The 20486-nt window shown below is 65.1% G+C and carries 16 protein-coding genes; 13 read left to right on the forward strand and 3 right to left on the reverse strand.

Features of this window, described 5'->3' with window-relative positions; translation table 11 throughout:
* The first annotated feature begins 6 nt into the window (after positions 1-6).
* Entirely contained in the window at positions 7-1806 is a 1800-nt protein-coding gene (locus ACIBI6_RS10245; RefSeq protein WP_396955805.1) for a hypothetical protein, read from the forward strand.
* Between the two features lie 23 nt (positions 1807-1829).
* Here ACIBI6_RS10245 and ACIBI6_RS10250 read toward each other — a convergent pair whose 3' ends face one another.
* Entirely contained in the window at positions 1830-3818 is a 1989-nt protein-coding gene (locus ACIBI6_RS10250) for a glycoside hydrolase family 15 protein (protein WP_364339192.1), read from the reverse strand.
* A 106-nt stretch (positions 3819-3924) separates the two neighbouring features.
* Between ACIBI6_RS10250 and ACIBI6_RS10255 the strand changes: the two genes are divergently transcribed.
* Positions 3925-4212 carry a hypothetical protein gene (locus ACIBI6_RS10255; RefSeq protein WP_396955806.1) on the forward strand — a complete coding sequence of 96 codons (288 nt, stop codon included), beginning with the start codon at positions 3925-3927 and terminating at the stop codon, positions 4210-4212.
* 66 nt (positions 4213-4278) lie between these two features.
* On the opposite strand, the gene ACIBI6_RS10260 is transcribed toward ACIBI6_RS10255, so the two are convergent.
* Positions 4279-5349 (reverse strand): M48 family metallopeptidase, encoded by a 1071-nt coding sequence (locus ACIBI6_RS10260; RefSeq protein WP_396955807.1) that lies wholly within the window; start codon positions 5347-5349, stop codon positions 4279-4281.
* Between the two features lie 106 nt (positions 5350-5455).
* On the opposite strand from ACIBI6_RS10260, the gene ACIBI6_RS10265 reads away from it, so the two are divergent.
* The 9 genes from ACIBI6_RS10265 to ACIBI6_RS10305 all read left to right on the forward strand — a co-directional run bounded on the left by ACIBI6_RS10265 (position 5456) and on the right by ACIBI6_RS10305 (position 14908).
* Entirely contained in the window at positions 5456-5545 is a 90-nt protein-coding gene (locus tag ACIBI6_RS10265; protein WP_309546086.1) for an Ms4533A family Cys-rich leader peptide, read from the forward strand.
* Positions 5546-5708: 163 nt separating this feature from the next.
* Positions 5709-6767 carry a sulfate ABC transporter substrate-binding protein gene (locus ACIBI6_RS10270; protein ID WP_364339200.1) on the forward strand — a complete coding sequence of 353 codons (1059 nt, stop codon included), beginning with the start codon at positions 5709-5711 and terminating at the stop codon, positions 6765-6767.
* A 208-nt stretch (positions 6768-6975) separates the two neighbouring features.
* Positions 6976-7776, forward strand: a complete 801-nt coding sequence (gene cysT, locus ACIBI6_RS10275) for a sulfate ABC transporter permease subunit CysT (RefSeq protein WP_364339776.1) — start codon at positions 6976-6978, stop codon at positions 7774-7776.
* Positions 7773-8579 (forward strand): sulfate ABC transporter permease subunit CysW, encoded by an 807-nt coding sequence (cysW, locus tag ACIBI6_RS10280; protein WP_364339202.1) that lies wholly within the window; start codon positions 7773-7775, stop codon positions 8577-8579. Before cysT ends, cysW begins: the two co-directional genes overlap by 4 nt.
* On the forward strand, positions 8576-9571 hold the full coding sequence (locus tag ACIBI6_RS10285) for a sulfate ABC transporter ATP-binding protein (protein ID WP_364339204.1): 996 nt from the start codon (positions 8576-8578) through the stop codon (positions 9569-9571). Before cysW ends, ACIBI6_RS10285 begins: the two co-directional genes overlap by 4 nt.
* A gap of 293 nt (positions 9572-9864) precedes the next feature.
* On the forward strand, positions 9865-10575 hold the full coding sequence (locus ACIBI6_RS10290; RefSeq protein ID WP_364339206.1) for a hypothetical protein: 711 nt from the start codon (positions 9865-9867) through the stop codon (positions 10573-10575).
* Positions 10576-11087: 512 nt separating this feature from the next.
* Positions 11088-12191, forward strand: a complete 1104-nt coding sequence (locus ACIBI6_RS10295; RefSeq protein ID WP_364339209.1) for an Hsp70 family protein — start codon at positions 11088-11090, stop codon at positions 12189-12191.
* A gap of 127 nt (positions 12192-12318) precedes the next feature.
* A complete protein-coding gene (locus ACIBI6_RS10300) occupies positions 12319-13323 on the forward strand; it encodes a diiron oxygenase (protein WP_364339778.1) in 1005 nt (334 codons plus the stop codon).
* 1 nt (position 13324) lies between these two features.
* On the forward strand, positions 13325-14908 hold the full coding sequence (locus ACIBI6_RS10305; RefSeq protein ID WP_396955808.1) for an FAD-dependent oxidoreductase: 1584 nt from the start codon (positions 13325-13327) through the stop codon (positions 14906-14908).
* Positions 14909-15063: 155 nt separating this feature from the next.
* On the opposite strand, the gene ACIBI6_RS10310 is transcribed toward ACIBI6_RS10305, so the two are convergent.
* The gene (locus ACIBI6_RS10310; protein WP_396955809.1) at positions 15064-15825 is read right to left on the reverse strand and encodes an SDR family NAD(P)-dependent oxidoreductase; all 762 of its coding nucleotides are present in this window, start codon (positions 15823-15825) and stop codon (positions 15064-15066) included.
* Positions 15826-16414: 589 nt separating this feature from the next.
* Here ACIBI6_RS10310 and ACIBI6_RS10315 point away from each other — a divergent pair.
* On the forward strand, positions 16415-18529 hold the full coding sequence (locus ACIBI6_RS10315) for an Hsp70 family protein (protein WP_396955810.1): 2115 nt from the start codon (positions 16415-16417) through the stop codon (positions 18527-18529).
* Positions 18530-19212: 683 nt separating this feature from the next.
* On the forward strand, positions 19213-20022 hold the full coding sequence (locus tag ACIBI6_RS10320) for an HAD family hydrolase (protein WP_396955993.1): 810 nt from the start codon (positions 19213-19215) through the stop codon (positions 20020-20022).
* Positions 20023-20486 lie beyond the last annotated feature (464 nt).

Raw genomic sequence — 20486 nt, forward strand, 5'->3', positions numbered from 1 at the left:
GAGCGGTTGTCTGCCGCAGCCGGGCTGGAGGCCGCCACGGTGAAACATCCGGAGGCGATGGCGCCGGTCATCGGAATCCTCGATCAACTGCAGGAGATGACTCGCTCCGCGGGCCGGCAAGACCTGGGTGGCCGACTGAGTATGGTCCGGGCCCGGGTCGGTGACACACGGCTGCGCCTGGTGGTCGTAGGTGCCGCGAAGAACGGTATGAGCACCCTGGTCAACGGTCTGATCGGGGCGCGGGTGAGCGCCACCGAGAGTGCGATGAGTGTGCCGGTGATCGTGGAGTTCGGACCGGAGCCGAGCGCCGTGCTGGTGAAATCGCTGGGCGCGGGCCAGATCGAACGTCAGGCTGTCGATCCGCTGGACCCCGGGCCTGCGCTGGCCGCCGACGGGGTGATCCGCGCCGAATTCACCGAGCCGAGCCCCCTGCTGGCCGAGGGCCTCGTCCTGATGGATGCACCGGGTTCCAACGGCGACGACCACACCACCTGGTCGATGATCGCCGCCGCGGATGCGGTGCTCTACGTCGGTGACGCCGGAATCGAATTCAGCGCGGAACAGATCGGTTACCTCGGGCGCATCCAGCAGCTCTGTCCGACGGTCATCTGCGCGCTGAACAAGATCGACCTGCACCCGCATTGGCAGCACACCCAGCAACGCAATCGCGAGCTATTGGACGCGGCCGGTCTCGGCTTCGCGGTGGCACCGGTGTCCGCGCTGCTGCATCTGCAGGCGGGCGATTATCAGCGCGATATGGAGTCCGGCGTGCCCCAACTGGTCGACCACCTGCGCGACTACGTGCTGGCACGGGCAGACAGCCTGGTGCTGGAAGCCGCGGCCAACGACATCCGGTTGGTCGCCGACCACTTGGCCGTGACCCTGCGGACCGAGGCCGAGGCGCTGCGCGATCCGCGCCGCCAGGTGGAAATCACCGAACAACTGGTCGCCGCCCGCGACCGGGCCGATCAGCTGCGACAGCGTTCGGCCAACTGGCAGGTCACCCTCGGTGACGGCAGCACCGAGCTGATGGCCGATATCGAACACGATTTGCGGCACCGGCTGCGCAGTCTGGTGCGCGATGCCGAGGCCGAGATCGCCCAGACCGATCCGGCCCGCGGCTGGCAGGATTTCGGCGCGGATCTGGACGCGCGCATCTGCGAGGCCGTCGAAGAGAATTTCGTGGTGGCGCACTACCGGGCGGTTGAGCTGTCCGAACAGGTTGCGGCCAAATTCCCCGCCGATCACCGCACCCCGCCGCTACCGGACCTACGCCTGGAAAATCCCGGTGAAGTGCTCGACCAAGTCGCGCCGCTGGATCCGCTGATCAGCGGGAAAGCCGGTGTGCTCGGCCAATTCCTGACCGTCATGCGCGGGTCCTACGGTGGCCTGCTGATGGTCGGTGTACTTACCAGCCTCCTGAAAATGCCACTGGTGAACTGGTACTCGGCCGCCGCCGCCCTGCTGCTCGGCGCCAACGCCCTGTGGGACGACCGCAAGGCGCGCAAGCAGCGCCGTCAGGCCGAGGCCAGGGTTTCGGTGGCCAGACTGATGGACGATGTGATCTTCCAGGTCGGCAAGGAATCGCGAAACCGGTTGCGCGCCATGCAACGCTCCCTGCGTGATCACTTCACCGATATCGCCACCGACGTACTCCGCACCGCCGACGAACGTTTGCGCGTCGCGGAGGTGGCCTACGGCAAATACGGCGACCACCGCGAGGAGCGCATCGCCGACCTCGATGTGCAACTCGCCAGGCTGCGGGGGCTGCGCGCCGAGGTCGATGGGGTCAGCGCGGCCGCGTAGGCAAGATCGTACGCTTCACGGCCTCAGGTCGGAATGCTCGCCGGTGTGTGCGCTGGCTGGAACCCGCCGGAGTGGTGTGACTGCTCGGCCCTGATCACGTGCGTTACCGCATTGATCAGCGCCAGATGGGTGAATGCCTGCGGGAAGTTGCCGAGATGACGCCCACTGCGCGAATCGATTTCCTCGGCGTAGAGCCGCAACGGACTCGCATAGCCGAGCAGCCGCTCGCACAGATGTCGGGCCCGCTGTACTTCGCCGATTTCCACCAGTGCGGAGACCAACCAGAACGAGCAGATCGTGAAGGTGCCCTCCGCGCCGGTCAATCCGTCATCGGTGGTCTCGGTCCGGTAGCGCAGCACCAGACCGTTCTCGGTGAGCCGGTCGGCGATCGAGAGCACGGTGGCGCGCACCCGATGGTCGGTGGGCGGCAGGAAGCGGTTCAGCACCACCAGCAGCAGTGACGCGTCCAGGGTGTCGCCACCGTAAGTCTGGGTGAAGACACCGTCGGCATTCACGCCGTTGGTGAGGATATCGGCCTTGATCTGGTCGGCGATGGTGTACCACTCGGTGGCCCGCTCGTATTCGCCGTGCAGTTCGGCCAGCTTCGCGCCGCGGTCCAGTGCCACCCAGCACATCACCTTCGACGAGGTGAAATGCTGTGGCTCACCGCGCACCTCCCAGATGCCGCGGTCGGGCTCCCGCCAGCGCGCGATGGTTGCCTCGACCTGGCGCTCCAACAGTGGCCACAGCGACTCCGGCACGTGTTGGCGGGATTTCACGTGCAGGTACACCGCATCGAGCATGGTGCCCCAGATATCGTGCTGGTCCTGGTTGTACGCTCCGTTGCCGATGCGCACGGGTTTGGCGCCGTCGTAGCCGGTCAGGTTGTCGAGGGTGGTCTCGGTGAGGTCGCGTTCGCCGCCGATACCGTAGAGCACCTGCAGCGGAACGGGTTCGCCGTTGTCACCGGTGGTGGCGTCCCTCAGGAAGGCGAAGAAGTCGTTGGCCTCGCGGTCCAGACCGAGTGTGTACAGACCCCACAGCGCGAAACTGGAATCACGCACCCAGGTATAGCGGTAGTCCCAATTGCGTTGGCCGCCAGGGGTTTCGGGCAGTGAGGTGGTTGCCGCGGCCATCAGCGCACCGGTCGGCGCGTAGGTGAGTCCCTTGAGCGTCAGTGCGCTGCGCTGCAAGTAGTTGCGCCACGGATGATCCGGGAAATCGCCGAGGGTGATCCACTGCCGCCAGCATTCGGTGGTCTGCCACATCTTCTGCGCCGCCTCTTCGAAGGTGCGCGGTGCGGGCAACTCCGACCAGGTCAGCGCGACGAACACCTCGTCGCCCTCCTTCATCCTGGTCCTGGCGCGGGCCTCGCGGCCCTCGAGTCCGAGCCGCAGGTCGGTGGTCAGCACCAATGTCGGGCCCGCACTCGGATCGGTGGTGCGCACCGCGGTGGCCTCCTCGTACACCTTGCCGGTGTACTCCCAGCGGGCCGGGGCGCGGTGGTAGTCGAAGGCGGGTTCGCAGCTCATCTCCAGCTCGACCGTGCCGTTCACGCACTTCACCGTGCGCAGCAGGACGTGCTCGGCATCCCAATCCATTGGCGTGCGGCGATGGGTCTTGCTGCGCTGCTCATTGTTGTGCCATGGGCCGAGCACCAGTGCGTCCCGCACGATCAGCCAGCCGGTCTCGGTCTGCCAGGTGGTTTCCAGGATCATGCCGCCGGGCAGATACCGCCGCGATGCGGGCACATTTACCCCATACGGGCCGATCCGGAAATGTCCGGCGCTGCGATCGAGCATCGCGCCGAAGATGCTCGGCGAATCGGGTCGTGGCACACACATCCACTCGACGCCGCCATTGCTGGCGATCAGACAGCTGGTCTCACAGTCGGACAGGAATGCGTAATCGTCGATCGGCGGATAGGTGGCGTGCTGGCGCACCTCGGTCAACTGACTGAGCACAGGCAGGTCGGCAGGTTCGTCGACGGTCAGATCATCGGAAGACGCCATACCTTATCTTCGGTCCGTCTGCCCGTATCGTCCACCGCGCGCGCCGAAACCCGACCACCACGCGGTGCCGACGGCGCGGCAAATTCAACACGGCTAGGCTGGTGCCGTGCATCAGATCGCAGGGTGGTGGGACGGCTTCGAACTGTGGGTCGCGGGATTGCCGTTTATCCCGCAGTTCGTCGTGGTGTTGGTCGGCATGGTTCCGGTCAGCTTCGCCATCGCCTACCTGCTGGACCGACTGCTGCGGATCTCGCTGCAACTGCTCGGCCGTAATCCCACGGCCTCGACGGCACTCACCGCGCAGGATGTCGTGGGCACCGAGCCCGTCCTCATGCCCGAGCCGATCGCGCCGCCGGTTGCCGTGCGCGAGACCGCGCAGAGCGGGGCGCGTTGATGCCGCGTTCCCGTGTTCAGCTCGCCTTGATCGCCCTGCTCGTGCTCGTGGTTATCGCCTGGCTTATTACTCGTTAGCGTCCCGGTCCGCACCGGTGCGCCAGTCGTTGAACCGCTTGCCGATCTTGGAGACGGTTTCGCCGACCTCCTGACCGACCGTGCTCACCGCCGATCCGACATCACGCCCGAGATTTCGTACGGTGCGGATCAGCGGATCCTCCGACTGGTCGAAGTTCTGCCGGTAGATGCGTGCGGCCTCCTTGATCTCATCGCTGATCCTGGTGTTCTTATCGTGTTCGCGGCGCGGGTAATCGCCGCCGAGCACGCGGTTGTATTCGCCGGATTGGATCCAGCGGCGCAGCTCGGCCGCCCGCAGCACCGAGAACGGATGACTCTGCAGTTCCAGATTGAGCAGCTTCAGCACACCGTCGCGCAGATCGCCGGAGCGCTCGTAGTCATCGGCCTGTTGCAGGAACGCGCCGTGGTTCATCTCCTTGATCCAGGTGCCGCCCGCGGTCTTCATGTGCACCCGCACCGACGCCTCGACATCCTGACCACACAGCAGCCCGGCCCGATCGCCGGACAACTCGGACTTGCGGCTCCACTCCATCAGTGCGGCAACGATCGCGCGCAGTGCCCAGCCACCCACCGGCACCCAGCCCAGATTGGCCGAAATGCGCAGCAGATGCATGAGCATGGTGCGGTACACCGCATGTCCGGACAGCGCGTGCCCGATTTCGTGACCGACGACGAAGCGCAGCTCCTCGGTGTCCATCAGATCGATCAGCCCGGTCGTCAGCACGATGAACGGCTGGTCCATGCCGATCGTGAAGGCGTTCACATGCGGGCTCTGCAGCACGAACATCTCGGGTGTGGTGCGCGCGTCCAGTACCTCCACACAGTCCTGACGCAACTGGTGCAGCGAACGGAACTGGCGTTCGTCCACCCGGACCGCGGTCGCGAGGTACAGCAGCCGGTGCTGGCGTTCCTGCAGCAATCCGGACAAGGTTCGTAAAACGGTGTCGAACCCGGCGAGCGAGCGCAGCGTCACCAACGCGGTGCGGTCGGCGGGATGCTCCCATGCCCGAGTGCTGATATCGGGGAACCGGGTGCGTACGCGGTCCGGGCTGGTAGTCATGGGATGAAACCCCCCTCTTCCAGGAACTTTGTCGGTTTTTGCCGCCTGCAAGCGGATAGCTAGCGTTGATTCGAACTGGTGACGTTTCCTCTGCTACAGTCTGCCCGTGTCTTCGAGTGCCGTCCCGCAGGTCCGCCATGAACTGGCGTTGATCGCTGTCGGCAACCTCGCGGTCGCGGACATTCTCTGTCGCTGATCGGCTCCGGGCGCTGCTGCGCACCCATCTTTCTCTAGACTGGCGCGCAAACTTTTCGCAGCAGTGTCCGTACCCCGACCTTCGGTCGACAAGTCGCGCCGCAGTTCTACCGCCGCGACAACTAGTCCATGTCGTGGCGGAGCGCATAGGAAAGGTTCCACCCATGTCACCCAGGTCCTTGCTCCTCGGATCGTCCCGATCGCACCGTCGCCCGGTGATCGCGGCACTAACGGCCGTCGCCGCCGTTGTGCTCGCCGCCTGCGGTGGTGGAGCGAGTGACACCGTCGGCGGCGGTGGCGCCGACGGTAGCGGCGGCACCCTCAACCTGTACGCCTACGCCGTCCCGAAGCCTGGTTTCGACAAGGTCGTCCCCGAGTTCAACAAGACCGATAAGGGCAAGGGCGTCCAGATCAACGGCTCCTACGGCGCGTCGGGCGATCAGTCCCGCAAGGTCAAGGACGGCGCCGAGGCCGATATCGTCAACTTCTCGGTCGAGCCCGATATCACCCGCCTGGTCGACGCCGGTCTGGTCGACCCGAGCTGGAATGCCGACGCTACCAAGGGAATTCCGTTCGGCTCGGTCGTCGCGATCGTGGTGCGCAAGGGCAATCCGAAGGGCATCAAGGACTGGGACGATCTGCTGAAGCCAGGCGTCCAGGTCGTCACCCCGAACCCGTTCAGCTCGGGTTCGGCCAAGTGGAATCTGCTCGCGCCGTACGCGGCCAAGAGCGACGGCGGCAAGAACCCGCAGGCGGGTCTGGATTACCTGAGCCAGCTCATCTCCAAGGAGCATGTGCAGGTGCAGCCGAAGTCGGGCCGTGAGGCCACCGAGACCTTCCTGCAGGGCACCGGTGACGTGCTGCTGAGCTACGAGAACGAGGCGATCTTCTCCGAGCGCAATGGCGATCCGATCGAGCACATCGTGCCGCCGACCACCTTCAAGATCGAGAACCCGGTCGCGGTACTGAAGAACAGCAAGCATCTGGACACGGCGAACGCCTTCCGCGACTTCCTGTTCACCACCGAGGGCCAAAAGGCTTGGGCCTCGGCGGGATTCCGCCCGGTCGACCCGAAGGTGGCCGCCGACTACGCCAAGGACTTCCCGACTCCGCAGAAGCTGTGGACCATCGCCGATCTCGGTGGCTGGAAGACCGTCGACAAGGACCTGTTCACCCCGAACACCGGCTCCGTCGCGGTCATCTACGACAAGGCCACCAAGTAATTCGGTGATCCGAAACACCCTGCGGTGTGTGCGACGGGCCCGGAGTAAGCAGCTCGCATAACCACGAAGGGCCCCGCGCACACCGCAAATCGAAGCAGGATACTGGACGATCGTGACTGACAGCAGCAGCGCCGGGATCGGGCATGCGCCCGCTCCCGGCGGCTCCGAAGACGCCACACCCAAGGCAGCAGGCCGGAACTGGTCGTGGCTGCGGGTAACCGGTTCGGTGGGTCCGCTCGGCATCGCCACCGCGGTGCTCTGGCTCAGCATCATCGTGCTGCTACCGCTGGCCGCGCTGACCGTCACCTCATTCGATGACGGCTGGTCCGGGTTCTGGGATGCGATCACCGCACCTGCGGCCATCGACTCGCTGCGCATCACGGTGCTCGTCTCCGTGGTGGTGGCGATCATCAATGTCGTGATGGGCACGCTGATCGCCTGGGTGCTGGTCCGCGACGAGTTCCCGGGCAAGAGCATCGTCAACGCGCTCATCGACCTTCCGTTCGCGCTACCGACGATCGTCGCGAGCATCGTGCTGCTGTCGCTCTACGGGCCGCAGAGTCCGATTGATATCCACCTCAACGCCACCCAGCCCGGCCTCGTGGTGGCACTGGCCTTCGTCACGCTTCCGTTCGTGGTCCGCTCGGTGCAGCCGGTGCTCATCGAGGCGGACCGGGAGGTCGAGCAGGCCGCGCTGTCTCTCGGTGCGGACAGCTGGACCACCTTCCGCCGCGTCGTCTTGCCGACCCTGGCCCCCGCCATCATCAGCGGCGGCGGCCTTGCCTTCGCCCGCGCCATCGGCGAATACGGTTCGGTGGTGCTGATCGGCGGCGCCATTCCACGCAAGACCGAAATGGCCTCGCAGTACATCCAGAAGCAGATCGAGATCGACCGGCCGGTGAATGCGGCTGCGGTCTCGGTCGCACTGCTGGTCATCTCGTTCGCGACCCTGCTGGTACTGCGGCTGTGGGCCGAGCGTACGGCGCGCAAAGAGCAGGAGGCGCGATGAATCTGTCCTGGCCGACCCGTATTTCGCTGCGCGTGGTTGCGCTCGGCTACCTGTTCGTCCTGCTGGTGCTACCCCTGGTCATCATTCTGTGGCGCACCTTCGAGAAGGGCATCGGCGCGTTCATCGACTCGATCTCCACGCCCGCGGCGATCTCGGCATTCCAGCTGTCGGTCCTCATCGTGGTGATCGTGGTCCCGGTGAATGTCATCTTCGGCATAGTCACCGCGATCGCCCTGGTGCGCGGCAAGTTCCCGGGCCGCACGCTGGTGCAGGGCATTGTGGATCTGCCCTTCGCCGTCTCGCCGGTCGTGGTGGGCGTCGCGCTGATCCTGCTGTGGGGTGCGGACGGCTGGTTCGGCGGACTCGAAGACGTCGGTTTCAAGGTGATCTTCAATCTGCCCGGCATGGTGATCGCGACGATCTTCGTCACGCTGCCGTTCGTGGTGCGCGAGGTCGAGCCGGTGCTGCACGAGATCGGCGACGATCAGGAGCAGGCCGCGGCCACCCTCGGCGCGTCCCGCTGGCAGACGTTCTGGCGGATCACCCTGCCCGCTATCCGCTGGGGTCTGACCTACGGTGTCGTGTTGACCGTCGCGCGTGCACTCGGTGAATTCGGCGCGGTGATCATGGTGTCCTCGGCGCTGCCGGGTAAATCGCAGACGCTGACTCTGCTCGTACACGGTCGATACATCAACGACCACAACATCTTCGGCGCCTATTCCGCCGCGACTCTGCTGATGGGCCTCGCCCTCGTAGTCCTCCTGTTGATGACCCTCCTCGAGCGTAAGCGGGGCACCAAGTGATCACCGTGACCAATGCGAAGAAGAACTATGGTTCCTTCGCCGCCCTGAACGATGTCAGCATCGAGATCCCGTCGGGGGAGCTGACCGCGTTGCTCGGCCCGTCGGGTTCGGGCAAGTCGACCCTGCTGCGCTCGATCGCGGGCCTGGAGTCGCTGGACGGGGGCATCGTCACCATCGCGGGCAACGATGTCACGCACGTGCCGCCGCAGAAGCGCGATATCGGCTTTGTATTCCAGCATTACGCCGCGTTCAAACATATGACCGTGCGCGATAACGTCGCCTTCGGCCTCAAGATCCGCAAGCGCCCCAAGGGCGAAATCGCCAAGCGCGTCGACGAATTGCTCGGCATCGTCGGCCTCGACGGCTTCCAGCACCGTTACCCGGCCCAGCTTTCCGGCGGTCAGCGTCAGCGCATGGCACTGGCTCGCGCGCTCGCGGTCGACCCGCAGGTGCTGCTGCTGGACGAGCCATTCGGCGCGCTCGATGCCAAGGTGCGCGCCGATCTGCGCACCTGGCTGCGCAGGCTGCACGAGGAGGTCCACGTGACCACCGTGCTGGTTACTCACGACCAGGAGGAGGCACTCGATGTCGCCGATCGGATCGCGGTGATGAACAAGGGCCGTATCGAACAGGTCGGCAGCCCGGAGGATGTCTACGACCGGCCCGCCAACGAATTCGTCATGTCCTTCCTGGGCGCGGTGGCCCGGCTCAATGGACATCTGGTGCGTCCGCACGATATTCGCGTCGGCCGCGATGCCAGCATGGCGCTGGCCAAGAACGAGGGCACTGCGGAATCGGCGGGCGTCACCCGTGCCACTGTGGAACGCGTTGTGCACCTCGGTTTCGAGGTGCGCGTCGAGTTGCGTAATGCGGCGACCGGCGATCTGTTCGCCGCTCAGGTGACCCGCGGTGATGCCGAGGCGCTGCAGCTCAGCGACGGGGAAACCGTGTACGCGCGTGCCACCCGTATTCCGGAACTGCCTGCGGGATAAGGGCACTGTCGATTCGCGGCGCCGTCCGCGGTTACGCTCCGCTACCGCCTCTGGGCGCGCCGCACACGCCGCGAATTCGACTCCGCTTTATGGCTGCGGATTCCGCATGCGTGAAATCCGTGGCCATTCATGGCGTGTCGAAACCGAACTCCGGTTTCCACGTCTCATATTGTGCTGAATGCGAAACATGCTAGTGGGTTCCGGTGAATTATCGGGACGTAATCCGATGTGAGCATTCGCAATGGTCGTCGAACGCGGCCCTTATGTGGGCGGCGGGAAGTTGATCGATCACCATGTCAATTCGAAGACAGATGTTTCTCGCGCTGGCCGCTGCCGGCGCGGCGGTGATAATCCAATCCGGTCCGGCAATCGCCGCACCACCACCCGGAACGCCGGCCGTGCGGGCACCGGATGGCCCGGTTATCACCGAGATTCCCGCGGACTCGCCCGGGGTAGCCACAATCGGTCCGGAATCGGTGGGGAAGCCGATCCCGAACTCATATGGCGGTCTGACTCCGGCGCAGTTGATACCGCACGGAATCGAGGGCGAGCAGCGGCATTTCACGCCGAATCCGGAGCAATGGGATAACGCGCGGACGATTGTCGAAGTGGTCCTGCGTCGCGATATGCCCGCCTATGCGGCGGTGGTCGCGCTGGCCACCGCACTGCAGGAATCATTGCTGCGCAATCTGACCGAGGCGGTCGATTACGACTCGCTCGGGGTGTTCCAGCAGCGCCCGTCCGCGGGCTGGGGTACGCCCGAGCAGCTCATCGATCTGCGTTATGCGACCGAGCGATTCCTGGACGCACTGCTGGTCCACGCGCCGGACTACCGGGCGATGCCGCTGTGGCAGGCCGCGCAGGCCGCGCAGCGCTCGGGCTTTCCGACGGCGTACGCGCGGTGGCAGGAGCAAGCCGCGCAGATGGTCTCGCGGTTGCTCGGACCGCGGCAGGCACCGGTGCGACGGGCGGCGAGCGCCAAAGCGGTGCTGGGATGTTGCTGATCAGTTGCCGATGGCCGCAATGGTTTTGATTTCCCGCACCGGAATCGCTTGCGAATTCCGGTGCGGGGAGTCGCAACTCGTTGCTGGATCGGGCTCGTCCGGCCGGTCGCGGACTGGTCGGTATCGACATGGTTCGGGTCGGCTCATCGCGGCCTGTTCGGCAACCTCGATGGGTAGTTGATTTGTCGCTGTTTTCGCATGTGAGCTCGTATATCGACAACCAAGACGGCAGGGTGGTCACCGGCTGGCAAACTGCGAGAGGTCATCGTTGAATTCCGCCACGCCGTAAGGAGATCCGGCCGCGACATCCGCGGTTCACGTTTCGTGCCAGGTGAGCGGGGTCGGTGCTGGTCCGATGCCGCCCGCGTCAATGGCGGCGGCATGCGGACAACCGTATGTCCGGTAGTTGGCAGGCTGGTCGCGGAGTGGTTGCGTGAAAAGGGTTCGAAGCAAATCGACTCGGCGATCAGAGGATTGCGATGGCGGTTGGTCTCGGTTTGAGCATAGGCACGGTGAACACGGTTTCCGCTCTGGCGGAGGAGGGTTCGGCCAAGGCTCCACCCGGTCGCCGCTCCGCCGCCGAACGCTCGCCCGCCGTCACCCGCCGCACCACCCTCACCTTCGACAGCAACGGAATGGCCAGGGTCGGCATGATTCCGCGCCACGGGCGCGCCATCACCGAATTCGCCGATCTGAGTCAACGCAAGACCAAGCAGGCCAGGGTCGGGCACCGCGCGCTGACCGCGGCCGATCTGATCGCTGTCGTCGCGGAATGCCTGATCGCCGAGGCGCGGCGTGATCGTCGCGCGGACGGTGCGGGGGTCATGCTGACACATCCGGCGGGCTACGCCGAGGGACACGTGAAGGAGTTGCGCGCGGCGCTGGACGCGATCGGCTTATCTCATGTCGCGATGGTTGCTGAACCCGTTGCGGCGGCCACCTGGCTCGAGGCCGAACGCGGGCCGTTGATGCCGGGTCTAGCCCTGGTTTATGACCTAGGCGGTGCCAGCCTCGATATCACGCTGGTGCGAGTCGGCGCGGGCCGTCCGCGCAATCCGATTGTCGGCGTACCGATCCGCTCGACGGACTTCGGCGGGCGGGCGTTCGGCGCGCTGGTCGCCGCACGGGCCGGGAACGGGACCGTGCCCGCCTCTATCTCCGGTGTGGCCACCGCCGACGAATTGCGCGCCATCCATATCCGATCCTCGTTGAAGTTGATCTATCGCTGTCTGCGGATGGCGGATGTGACCATGGCCGATGTGGACTGCGTCCTGGTGGTCGGCGGCGCGGCCCGGCCGGTCGAAGTGGCCCAGGTGCTCGCCGGTGAACTGGCGCGTCCGGTGATCACAGCCCCGGATCCGGAACGCACGATCGCCGACGGCGCCGCCATCCTGGCGCGTCGCGCCGTTGCCGCGGACAAGGAGGCGACCGGACATCATCATCGGCGCACAGCACGCGCAGCGACGACGCGCGCCCTCTTACTTTCCCGGCGCACCAGGCGCCGCTTGACCCGGGTGGCGATCGCGGCAGGGATGTCGGCCGCAGGAGTGGCGCTCGCGCTGGCGCTGCCCGCCGACACGGTGGTCGCGGGACTGTCGCAACTCGGGCTGCGGTAAAGGCAGACCCGGCGGCGTACCGCAGCGTCGCCGGGGATGCCGAATATGCGCCAGGTTGACGTGACTCCTCGTAGGTGTAACTATGGGATACAGTAAATGTGTCTTACGAGGAGAGGCAGTGACGACGATGTCTGCAGCCGTGACGCCCGCAGTCGATCCCGAACTGGCGAAGGCGCAGGAGTATGCCGCCAAGCTGCTGCTGCTCTCCGAAGGTTCGGTGAACAAGCACTTCGACCCCTTCGAGGACATCGACTGGGACAATCCGGATTTTGCCGCGGATGCCGGTGAAGAGCGCTGGGTGCTCCCCGTATCCGGTGATGCGCTCGGTCGCCATCCCTGGTACCAGGCGCTGCCGCTGGAGCGGAAGATCGCGATCGGCAAGTACCGCCAAGCCAACGTCGCCAAGGTCGGTCTGCAGTTCGAATCCATCCTGATCAGCGGTATGGTCACGCACAGCTTCGGCCTGCCCAACGGTTCGCCCGAATTCCGCTACTGCTCCCACGAAATGATCGAGGAGCACAACCACACCCTTATGTTCCAGGAGATGGTCAACCGGATCGGCATCGACGTTCCCGGTATGGGACCGCTCGTGCGCAAATTCAAGTACATCGGCGCGCCGGTGGCCGCGCTGTTCCCGAACCTTTTCTTCATGGCCGTGCTCGCGGGTGAGGAGCCGATCGACCACATTCAGAAGGCGATCCTGCGCTCGGGTGAGGATGTGCATCCGATCATGCGGGGCGTGATGGCGATTCACGTCGCCGAGGAGGCGCGCCACATTTCCTTCGCGCACGAATTCCTCCAGCAGCATGTGCCCGAGAAGAATGCGGCCAATAAGCTGGTGCTCTCGATCGTTATGCCGATCGTCATGTTCATCCTCGGTCGCTCGATTTACACCCCGCCCCGGTCGTTCTTCAAGGAGTTCGATATTCCGGAGGAGGTGCGCAAGGAGCTGTTCTACGGCTCTGAGCAGGCCAAGCGGGAGTTCAGCGACTTCTTCGGCGATGTACGCACATTGGCCGCTGACATCGGCCTGATGAACCCCATCGGCAAGGCGGTCTGGAAGTTGCTGAAGATCGACGGCCACACCACCCGCTACCGCTCCGAGCCGCTGCGCTCGGCCAAGGCCGGCTGACGTGCCGTACGTCGTCACGCAGTCCTGCTGTAGCGATGCGTCCTGCGTCTACGCCTGCCCGGTCAACTGTATCCATCCCACGCCAGACGAACCCGATTTTCTGACGGCGGAGATGCTGTATGTCGACCCGCAGGCGTGCGTGGACTGCGGCGCGTGTGCGAGTGCGTGCCCGGTCGATGCCATCACATCGTCGAAGAAGCTGACCGACGAGCAGAAGCCGTTCATCGAGATCAATGCCGACTTCTATCGGCAGGCGCGCCTGCGCCCGCTGCTGGCGAAGCCGGTGCCCGCGGCCGAGATCCACACCGAGCGTCAGCCGCTGCGGGTGGCGATCGTCGGATCCGGCCCCTCGGCCATGTACGCGGCCGACGAACTGCTGACCCAGCCCGACGTCACTGTGACGGTCTTCGATCGACTTCCGGTACCCCATGGACTCGCCAGATACGGCGTCGCGCCGGATCATGACAGGACCCGGCAGGTGAATAAGCTCTTCGATATCATCTCGGCACAGCCCGGTTTCGGGTCGTATCTGAATATCGAAGTGGGCAAACATATTTCGCATGCGGATCTGCTCGCGCACTTCCACGCGGTGATCTACGCGGTCGGTGCGTCCTCGGATCGTAAGCTCGGCGTTGCAGGAGAAGGGTTGGCGGGCAATGTATCCGCCACCGACTTCGTCGCCTGGTACAACGGACATCCGGATCACGCCGAGCGAACCTTCGATCTGTCGCAACGTCGGGCGGTCATCGTGGGCAATGGCAATGTGGCTCTCGATGTGGCGCGCATTCTGGCCAGCAATCCGGAGACATTGGCGGGCACCGATATTGCACCGCATGCGCTGAAGGCACTGCGGGAGAGCAAGGTCGAGGAAGTGGTCGTGCTCGGTCGGCGCGGTCCTCTCGAATCCGCTTTCACCGTACCGGAATTCGTAGGACTGCTCGGTGCAGATGTCGATATCGTCATCGAGGGCGAACTGCCTGCGGTGACCGACGAGCTGCCGTATCAGGTCGAGCAGAAGCTACGGTTACTGCACAGCGTGGCCGAGCGGCCGCTCGGCGCGCGCAAGCGGATCGTCTTCCGGTATCTGGCCGCGCCGACCGCGATCCTCGGCACGGACGAGGTAACCGGTATCGAGGTGAGCCGCAACGAACTCGTCACCGATCCGGATGGTCGCGTTCGTGCGGTGGCGACGGGGGAGACCGAGCGGTTGGATGCCGGGCTGGTGCTCACCTCGGTGGGTTATCGCGGTGTTGCTCTGCCCGGCTTGCCGTTCGACGAGCAGGCCGCCGTGATCCCGAACCTGAACGGTCGCGTGCTGGAACAGTCCGGTGGTGCGGTGCTGCCCGGAATCTATGTCACCGGCTGGATCAAGCGCGGCCCCACCGGATTCATCGGCACCAACAAATCCTGTGCGCAGGAGACGGTTCGGCAGTTGGCCGATGATTTCAACGCCGGTAGGTTGCGTGAACCCGCCGGTAGCGCAACGGATTTCGACCATCTGGTGCATCGTCGTCGGCCCTCGGTCGTGGCTCGCCGAATCGCGGTACGAACCGGTATCGTGCGCCGTCTGCTCGCCCGCGCCTAGCGGCGCATGCGCGCCCATGTCTCATTCGGGCTGTGTAACGGATTTCGCCCCCCGCCGACATGGTGGTTGCGCGGTAGGTTCCGTGACGACGGTCGGCACCTCGGCGCACGGCGACGCGATGAGGGCGAGTGCCGGGCCGAGGTGCCGATTGGCGACTATTTGGCGGTGAATCCACCGTCGATCGCGAGTGCCGCGCCGGTGATGAAGCTGGCCTCATCGCTGAGCAGGTAGGCGCAGAACGAGGCGATCTCCTCCGGCGTGCTGATCCGGCCGAGCGGGTGCAGTGCGGCGATGGCCGCTTCACCCTCGGGGGTCGCGCCCATCGAGTTGCGGAAAGCTGGCGTGTCGACCGCGCCGGAGACCAGCGCGTTGACGCGAATGCCCTTTTCAGCGGCCTCTAGCGCCACCGCGCGAGTCAGCCCGACGACACCGTGTTTGGCCGCCACATACGGTGCCACCGAACCCATGCCGACCACACCGAGGTTCGAGGCGTTGTTGAGGATCGCGCCGCCGCCCGAGGCGACAATGGCCGGAACCTGGTGGCGCAGACCGTAGAACACGCTGGTCAGATTGAGTTCGAGGTCGGCGCGCCACCCCGCCTCGTCGATCTGCTCGACCGGGCCGAAGGCGTTGACGGCGCCCGCATTGTTGAATGCCGCGTCCAGACGCCCGTATTCGGTGATTGCCGCCTGCGTCAGTCGGGCCACATCGTCCTCGATGGTGACATCGGTCGGTACGAAGATCGCCCGGCCGCCCGCCGCGCGGATATCGGTCGCGACCTGCTCGCCCGCGTCTTTACCACGGGCGCCGAGTACCACCGCCGCGCCCTCGGCCGCCGCTCGCGTGGCCACCGCCTTGCCGACACCCGAGCTGGCCCCGGTGATGAGCACCACCTTGTCCGCGAAACGCGTAGACATCGTTTTCGAATTCCCTTCTCGCCCTGATGATTTCATGGTCGATGAGATGGCGTGGGATGTTGTTTCGTCCGTGCGCTTGCTCATCGCTGAATCCAGTCAACCGGGCGGGAAGTGGTAGCGCTAGCGGAAATCGGCCGTTACATTTGATGTGTCATGCTCCCGTGTTCGGGATGCTCGCACTATGAAATCAATAGCGTTGGCAATGATTTGGTTACCGACCAGTCGGTGTGGGTTGTCGGTTCTGGGCGGTTCGATTGTGTAAGGCAGATGAGGGGCTCGGTTCGAGTTACTGTGCGGTAGCGGAATCTGGCTTACTGCAGTGGAATCGGGGCTTCGGTCGCGAAACGCCGATCGTCCAGAGGGCTGAATGAATCTTTCTCGTGCGATCTAGCTGGGGATTTGACGGAGAGTCAACGGAAGTCAAACGTTTCATATCAATTCGACATCCGAATCAATCCGGTAGCAGCTAACCTGTGGGTGCTGTTTGGGAAGCGACCGCGGCCACATGGATCTCCTATGTGATGGACGTGGTCTCGGTGCGTTGACGGGATAGCGAATGACTACAGGTCTGGGTTTCAGCATCGGTTCAGTGAACTCTGTTTCCGCCATGGTGACCGGCGAGCGACCGTTGTCGTCGGTGCGGACGCGCCGCACGGCGGTGACCTTCGACAGTGCGGGTGGCATCCGAATCGGTGGAATCCCCCAATTCGATATGGCGGTGACGGATTTCGCTGATCTGGCGCGAGATCCGGAGTCGGTCATCGTGGGCGGTCGCTTCTGGTCGCCCGCGAACCTGGTCGCCGCCGTGGTGAACGGCCTGCTCGAATCCTTCCCGCCGACCGCGGGAGCCGTGGCCACCTATCCCGCATGCTATTCCGATAAGCAGCTGTCGCTGCTGCAGCAGGCATTGAATCTAGCCGGGGCCGCGGATGTGCTGCTCGTACCCGAACCAGTCGCGGCCGCGGAGTGGCTCGAACAGGAACGCGGACCGCTGGAGTCCGGGTTCGTGCTGGTGTACGACCTCGGTGGGTCCAGCCTCGATGTGTCGATGGTGCGGGTAGGACCCGATTGGGACGATCATCCGATCGTCGGAAAGTCCGTGCGCTCATACGATTTCGGCGGTCGACCGCTCGGTTCGATGATCGCGCGCTATGCCCGGGTCGCCGAACCCGGCGACAACGGTTCGATGCTGCAGATGACCTCGATTGTCGATATCACGAGTATGCGCGACCAGCACATCCGGGATTCCCTCGATGTGGTGCACGAATGCGTGGAATCGACGGGGCGGTGCCTGTCCGATATCAGCTGCATCCTGCTGGTCGGCGGTGCCACCCGTCCCGTCGATGTCGCGCGGACTCTCGCCGAACTCGGCCGACCGGTGGTGATGTCGACCGATCCGGGCCAGACCGTCGCCGTCGGGGCCGCCAGCTATGCGGCCCGCACCTTCGCCCCACTCGCGACCGGTGGTCGGCATCGAGCGCCGAAGATAGCCGTATTCTCCAGTGCCGCAGTGGCTTCCGCAGTGGCGGTATCGGCCGTCACGGTATTCGGCGGCCCGAATATTTCGCAGATGCCGTCCCTGGTGGATGCCTCGCCGGGCAGCTTCCCGATGGACAACTTTCTGTTCGAGCCCCATGTCGAGGCGCTCGCCGGGGCCGGTTCCGCTGCGGTTGGTTGGGCGAGCACAGCGGCGGGCTTCGGCTCTTCCGGCCGACCGGCATACGGGATCGCGCCCGTCGCCCATACGACACCTCTCGGACCATCGATCGGCCCCTCCGTAGCCGAATCACATGGCGGACGACACAGCGAACCACGCGGTGGGACCGCATATTCCGGTGGTGGCACCTACGCCAACCCGGCGCAGTTCCTGAACCCCCTGCCCTTCACCCGAAGTCCGCGGGCGATCCCAGCCGCGCCCGCTGTTGGCACGCCTATTCCGAGCGTTAGCCTTCCGGGCTCGGTTCCCGCCCCGGGTAATTCGGTACCCGGTGGCACCGCGACGACCCCGGGTACCGGAATTCCGGCGACTGGCGGTACCTCGACTGTTGACGGTGCACCGGGCTCGACGACGAACGAAACATCCACCGAAACTGCGACATCGGGCGGCAGCGGGTCCGGCGGTAGCCCGGGTAATGCATCCGGCGGTGCGACTTCGGGCACCAGCGGTGCAACGTCGGGGGATTCCACGAGCGGCGGTTCGTCGGAAAGTACCGCCGATGGGGCGACAAATACTGGCACTTCAGGTGGTTCGACGGGCGGCAGTACCTCGGGTGGTTCGGCGAGCAATGGTGCTTCGAGCTCGACTGGTGGCGGTGGTTCGGCGAGCAATGGTGCCTCGGGCTCGACTGGTGGTGATGCTTCGGGTGGTTCGGCGAATGGCAGTGCCTCGGGCTCGACTGGAGGTGGCGCTTTGGGTGGTTCGGCGAATGGCGGTGCCTCCGGAGGCTCCACCAGCGGTGGTGCTTCGGGAGGTTCGACGAGCGGTGGTATGTCGGGCGGCTCGACCAATGGCGGCAGGTTCGGCGGTTCGACCGGTGGCGGCACCTCAGGCGGGACCAGCGTCGGTTCGGCCGGAGGCACCTCGGGCAGCGGAAGGTCCTCCGGCGGGACCACTTCCGGCGGTAGCACCGGTGGCACCTCGTCCGGCGGGATTTCCTCACACGGTACGGGCGGCTTCGGTGGCGGCGGCGGTGCCCGCAGGTAGTCCGCTGTAGTACTGCTCGAGCGACCCGCAACGCCTCTACGCACCGAACTGCGATCGTCCACTGAGCGAGCCCGAGGGGGTCGGAGCCTGCTATGGCTCCGATCGGCGGAACGGGCATTGGCCGATTGTGGGCGTGGCCCGCAGGGTGACCGTCCGGCACTAACTTTCGGGCGTTTCAGCAGTGCCTAGGCTTGCGCGGCGCAGCCTCACAAGAGGCGCGATCGTCCCGCCGCGCGGGTGGCCGAGACGGGCGCTAGAAGTGCGCGAATCTCGAGATGGGATGCTGCTGTTCGTGCCGTCGGTGCATAGGCGGCCTTACAGCTGTTTTGGTGCGGTGGCACTTCGTGCCGAAATCCTTTGGTGATCAGAGTGGAGCTGCTCCAGTGGATGTGGCCTAGCCGAGGTTGGAGTCCGCAAGTACGCAGTGGGGCGCGAGCCAGGAAGATATCACCGCCGCAGGGTCGGCGGTTGGGTGAAAGTCGCTGGTCTGGACGGCTGTTGGTTGCGCGGCGGACGGTCACGTGACGGCGTTGATCAGCACTGTTGTCGGGAGTCGCACATCTTGTGGCGCTGGGAAGAGGGGCGGTCTCGATGAAGAAGTGCTGCTGTTGACGTGCGGGGTATCGGCGAGGGGTGGGGAGATTCGGACCGGTCGAATTCCGGTGACGCCGAGTGCCATAGCGATGCACAATGGGTTGGTGGTACATGGGGGACCTCAGCTTATTGCGCTGGATGTCGATGGAACGTTGCTGCAGACGGGATCGCCGGTCAGTGAACGGGTGATCGGTGCGGTGCGGGCGGCGGTGGAGGCGGGGGCGCATGTGGTTGTGACGACCGGGCGGACATTGATGACGACGCGGCCTGTGCTGCAGGAGCTCGGGCTGATCGACGGACATGCGTTGTGTTCCAACGGCGCAGTGCACATTGATGTGGCGAAGGGGGAGCCGGTGGCGGTGCAGACCTTCGACCCGGCCCCCGCGGTCGTGGCCTTGCGCGCGCTGTTTCCGGAGATGATCTTCGCGGTGGAGAAGGTCGGCATCGGCACCTGGGCGACGGGGGCGAGTCCGGGTGAATTCTCGATCGGCGAATACGTTCTCGTCGATGACGGCGCATTGAGCAGCGAGCCCACCCCTCGACTCAACGGCTGGTGGCCCGACGGTTCCCTGGAAGAGATGCTGCGCCTGCTCACCCGACTGCGGGTACCGGGTGCCAGCTGGGTGCACGGCGAATTCGGCCCGTGGCTTACCGTTTCCCGTCGCGGCGTCTCCAAGGGGTGGGCATTGGAGCGGCTACGCACCGCACTCTGCATCCCCCGCGCCGCCACCCTCGCCATCGGCGACGGCTACAACGACCGCGAAATGCTGCACTGGGCAGGACATTCCGTAGCAATGGCGAATGCCCCGAACGAGGTCCACACCTGGGCCGACGAAATCGCCGACGATGTCGCCGAAGACGGCGTCGCCAAAATCCTGGAACGCTGGTTCATCCACTGACCTGGACCGTGCTCACCATGCGTTGGTGGCGGCAAACATCGAGAGAGCCCCTCAACCAGAGCATTCTCGAGGCAGGGCGAGCCATGGTCCTGTGGAGAGGCGGTACTCGAGAATGTGCGACCACCAATGCTTCTCGGGGTGGTGAAGAGTTCGGGTGGGATTGCGAGGGCGGGCGGATCAGCGAGCACTGCCGCCACCATTGCCTTCTTCAGAGCAAAGTGAACCTCGGGCGGGGTTGGTAAGCGCGGGCAAAACCTCGAGAGCGCCGGGCTGCCAAGCATTCCGAGGCACGGCATGCTCAGGGGGGCGTCGTGGAGGAGTGGGCAAAGCCTGAGAAAGGCCCGTCACCGCCGTCAGTATCGGGGGCAGGGCATGTCGCGGGTGCTGTCACGGAGGGGCGAACGGCGAGGGTGCCCCGCCACCGAGGATTCTCGGGGCAGGGCATGCTTCGGGGCGTCGCGGAG

Origin of the sequence: Nocardia sp. NPDC050412 (assembly GCF_044458825.1) — a bacterium.
Taxonomy (GTDB): domain Bacteria; phylum Actinomycetota; class Actinomycetes; order Mycobacteriales; family Mycobacteriaceae; genus Nocardia.